This window comes from Micromonospora sp. NPDC003776 (assembly GCF_053605645.1).
Genome location: NZ_JBSGJR010000617.1, coordinates 1 through 3952, shown reverse-complemented (window position 1 = coordinate 3952; position 3952 = coordinate 1). Strand labels below are relative to the sequence as shown.

3 protein-coding genes and 1 pseudogene are annotated in these 3952 nt (G+C 71.0%); all 4 read right to left on the bottom strand.

Going from position 1 to position 3952, the window contains the following annotated elements:
- Positions 1–7: 7 nt before the first annotated feature.
- Positions 8–238 (bottom strand): annotated as a pseudogene (locus tag ACWEVO_RS32040) (inositol-3-phosphate synthase); the annotation flags it as partial.
- Positions 239–456: 218 nt separating this feature from the next.
- Positions 457–1662, bottom strand: a complete 1206-nt coding sequence (locus tag ACWEVO_RS32035) for a Gfo/Idh/MocA family protein (RefSeq protein WP_452311191.1) — start codon at positions 1660–1662, stop codon at positions 457–459.
- Between the two features lie 20 nt (positions 1663–1682).
- Positions 1683–2735, bottom strand: coding sequence for a substrate-binding domain-containing protein (locus ACWEVO_RS32030; RefSeq protein ID WP_452311190.1), 1053 nt, complete (start codon positions 2733–2735; stop codon positions 1683–1685).
- A 92-nt stretch (positions 2736–2827) separates the two neighbouring features.
- A complete protein-coding gene (locus ACWEVO_RS32025; protein WP_452311189.1) occupies positions 2828–3916 on the bottom strand; it encodes an ABC transporter permease in 1089 nt (362 codons plus the stop codon).
- Positions 3917–3952 lie beyond the last annotated feature (36 nt).

Here is a 3952-nt window from a genome sequence, read left to right as displayed (position 1 = left end):
TGCCCTACACGGACGCTCTTCCGATCTCCTCGGCCCGCTTGGCCAGCGGGGTGGCGACCACGTCGTGGCCGCCCAGGACGAGGTCGGTGAAGGCGGGCAGGGCCGGCCCGCGCAGCTCGGGCAGTTCGGTGACGCAGCCGGTCGGACCGGTGAGCCCGGCCCGCAGGGCCAGCGCCCCGACGATGCTGGTGGTCGCGACCGAGCCGCGCGCTCCCACCAGCCAGACACCCGTACGCATCGTGCTTCCTCCCCGTCGTCGTCGGGTCGGCCCGCCGGCGCGACCGGGGAATCCCGGTCCGGCCGCACCGGACGGCCGCTGTTCGTGCCGGCCGGGAACTCCGGCGGCACGCCTCCCCGAGGTCGACCTCGTCCCCGCCGCGGGGCGCAACCGCGGCGGGCCCTCGCCGGTCGACTCCGGGAAGCTGGTCGGGCGGCGCCGGGCGGCGCCGCGTCGGATCAGACGGCCAGTTCGGCCAGGGCGGACTCCACCTCCGTCCACGCGGCCCGTTCGGCCGAGCGGGTCACCGCGTCCAGCACGAGCTGGACCTGTAGTGCGTCGGCGAAGGACGGCGTCGGGTCGGCGCCGGTGGCGACCGCCTCGACGAAGTCGCGCATCTCGTGGGTGAAGGAGTGCTCGTAGCCGATGATGTGGCCGGGCGGCCACCAGGCCGTCATGTACGGGTGCTCCCCCTCGGTCACCAGGATCCGGGTGAAGCCCTGCTCGGCCGCGGGCCGGGTGGCGTCGTAGAACTCCAGCTCGTTGAGGCGTTCCAGGTCGAACACCACGGTGCCGAGCGAACCGTTGATCTCCACCCGGAGGGCGTTCTTGCGGCCGGTGGCGAACCGGCTCGCCTCGTACGTGGCCAGCGCTCCCCCGTCGAGCCGGGCCACGAAGACCGCCGCGTCGTCCACGGTGACCTGGCCCATCGCCTGGCCGTTGCCGTCGGCCTGCGCGGCCAGGCCGCTCGACCCGGCCGGCAACGGCCGTTGCTTGACGAAGGTCTCGGTCGCCGCGCTGACCCCGGTGATCAGCTGACCGGTGACGAACTGGGTGAGATCGATGATGTGGGCACCGATGTCACCAAGCGCGCCGGAGCCCGCCTTGTCCTTCTGCAGCCGCCAGACCAGCGGGAACTGCGGGTCGACGATCCAGTCCTGCAGGTACACCGCCCGCACGTGCCGGATCTCGCCGAGCCTCCCGTCGGCCACGAGCTGCCGCATCATGGTGACCGCGGGCACCCTGCGGTAGTTGAACCCGCACATGGCGCGTACCCCGGAGGCCCGGGCGCGGGCGGCGGCGGCCGCCATCTGCCGGGCCTCGGCCACGGTGTTGGCGAGCGGCTTCTCGCAGAGCACGTGCTTGCCGGCGGCCAGCGCCGCGAGGGCGATCTCGCAGTGGCTGTCCCCCGGTGTGCAGATGTCGACCACGTCGATCTCATCGGACTCGACGAGCCGGCGCCAGTCCGTGGTGTGCCCCTCCCAGCCGAGCCGGTCGGCGGCCTCGGCCACCTTCCCGCCGTCCCGGCCGCAGATGAGCGCCATCCGGACCCGCGCCGGCAGGTCGTAGACCCGGTTCACGGTGCGCCACGCCTGAGAGTGCGCGGCGCCCATGAACGCGTAGCCGACCATGCCGACCCGCAGGAGGTTGTCGTGAGTGGACAAGGTGGGTCTCCCCCCGTGTGTCAGAACCCGAGCTTCAGGTAGTCGCTCGCGTTCTCCTTGGTGATCGTCTCGGAGGCGAGCACGATCTCCTTCGGAACCTGAAGCTCCACCAGATCCGACATGCCCTTCTTCTGGCCGATGAGCCGGGCCAGCGAGATGGCCGAGGAGGCCATCGACGGGCTGTAGGTGACAGTCGCCTTCAGTACGGTTTTGTCGGCCTTGATGTCCTCCATGGCCTTCTTCGAGCCGGCCCCGCCGACCATGAAGAACTCCTTGCGGTTGGCCTGGTTGACCGCGGCGAGGACCCCGATGCCCTGGTCGTCGTCGTGGTTCCAGATCGCGTCGATCTTGGGCAGCGCCTGGAACAGGCCGGTGGCCGCCTGCTGCCCCGAGTCGGCGGTGAACTCGGCCGGGCGGCGGTTGGCCACCTTCAGCCCGTACGAGGCGAGGGTGTCGGCGAAGCCCTTGGAGCGTTCCTGGGTCAGCTCCAGGGAGTCGATGCCGGGGATCTCCCCGATGATCGGGTTGCTGACCCCCTTGGCCTTCAACTGCTCGGCGATGTAGGTGGCGGCGGCCACGCCCATGCCGTAGTTGTCGCCCTTGATCTGGAGCCGGTAGGCCCGCGCGTCGGGGAAGGCCCGGTCCAGGTTGACCACCGGGATGCCGGCCTTCATCGCCTCCAGGCCGAACGCGTTGAGCTCCTTGCCGTCGTGCGGCAGCAGCACGATCACGTCGGGCTTCTGGGAGATCAGGGTGGAGAGCGCCGCCCGCTGGGCCGCCGCGTCCGCGCCGGCCTCCACCGACTTGAGCTCCACGTCCGAGTACGCCCCGGCCTGCGCCTTGGCGTTGTTGGTGATGGCGGCGATCCAGCCGTGGTCGGCGGCCGGGGCGGAGAAGCCGATGGTCACCTTCTTGCCCGGCTCGCTGTTACCGCCGGTCGCCGCGGCCTTGGTCTGCGCGGCGGTGGGGGTCTGCTCGTTGCTGGTGCACGCGGTGAGCAGTGCACCGGCGCCGAGCGCGGCCCCGCCGAAGAGCAGCCGGCGGCGCGACAGGTCGCGACCCTGCGTTGTCATGACGGCCTCCTGGATGAGGTGGTGGGGGGAAAATGGGTGTGCTTGGCCCGGCCACCGTCGCTGTCGAGGTGGCCGCCGGTTGCGCGGTGGGATCAGGTGGTGGTGGCCCGGTTACGGCCGAGGAACTGCGTGAGACTGCCGAACTGCACCTGCTGGACGAGGACGGCGGCGACGATGATGCCGCCCTTGACCATGTTCTGGGCCTCCGTGGAGAGGCCGTTGATGGCGAAGAGGTTGGTGATGGTGGAGAAGATGATCACACCGAGCAGGGAACCGATGATGGTGCCCCGCCCGCCGCTGAGCAGCGTGCCGCCGATGATCGCGGCGGCGATCGCGTCCAGCTCGTAGAGGTTCGCCATCGCCGCCTGCGCGGAGGTGGCCTGCGCGGTCAGCATGATCGCGGCGATGCCGCAGCAGAGGCCGGAGAGCGCGTAGAGCAGCAGCGTGTGCCGGCGGACGTTGATGCCGGCGAGCCGGGCCGCCTCCGGGTTGCCGCCGACCGCCACCGTGCGACGGCCGAAGGTGGTCCGGTTGAGCAGCACCCAGCCGGCGATCACCACCGCGGCGAGGATGTAGACCAGCAGCGGGATGCCGAGCACGTTCGTACTGGCGATGCCGTTGATGAACTGGTTGTTCGAGACCTGGGTCTGCTTGTCGGAGATCTCCGCGGCCAGGCCCCGGGCGGCCACCATCATGGCCAGGGTGGCGATGAACGGCACCAGCCGCCCGTACGAGATGAGCAGGCCGTTGACCACACCCACCGCCACGCCGACGGTCAGCGCGCTGAAGATCATGCCGCCGGCGCCGTAGCTCTGGGTGGCGACCGTGGTGCACCAGACCCCGGCGAGCGCGACGATCGCGCCGACCGACAGGTCGATGCCGCCGCCGATGATGACGAAGGTCATCCCGACGGTGACCACGCCGACCACCGAGGCGAGCTTGAGGATGGTGAGCGTGTTGCCCCACACCCAGCTCGCGTTGCCGTAGAGGTCGGGCCGGGTGAGGATGCCGATCACGACCAGCACCACGAGGGTGGCCAGCAGGCCCAGGTTGCGCTTGGCGCCCTCCCCGCCGTCGCCGCGCCACCAGGAGAGCCGGGCCGGCGCCTCGGCCTTCGCCGTCTCGGCCGGGTCGACCGGCGGTGACTGCGCCGGCAGCGTGGTCGGAGTGGTGTCGGTCATGCCGCCGTACCTTCCATCAGGGACCCCGCCATGACG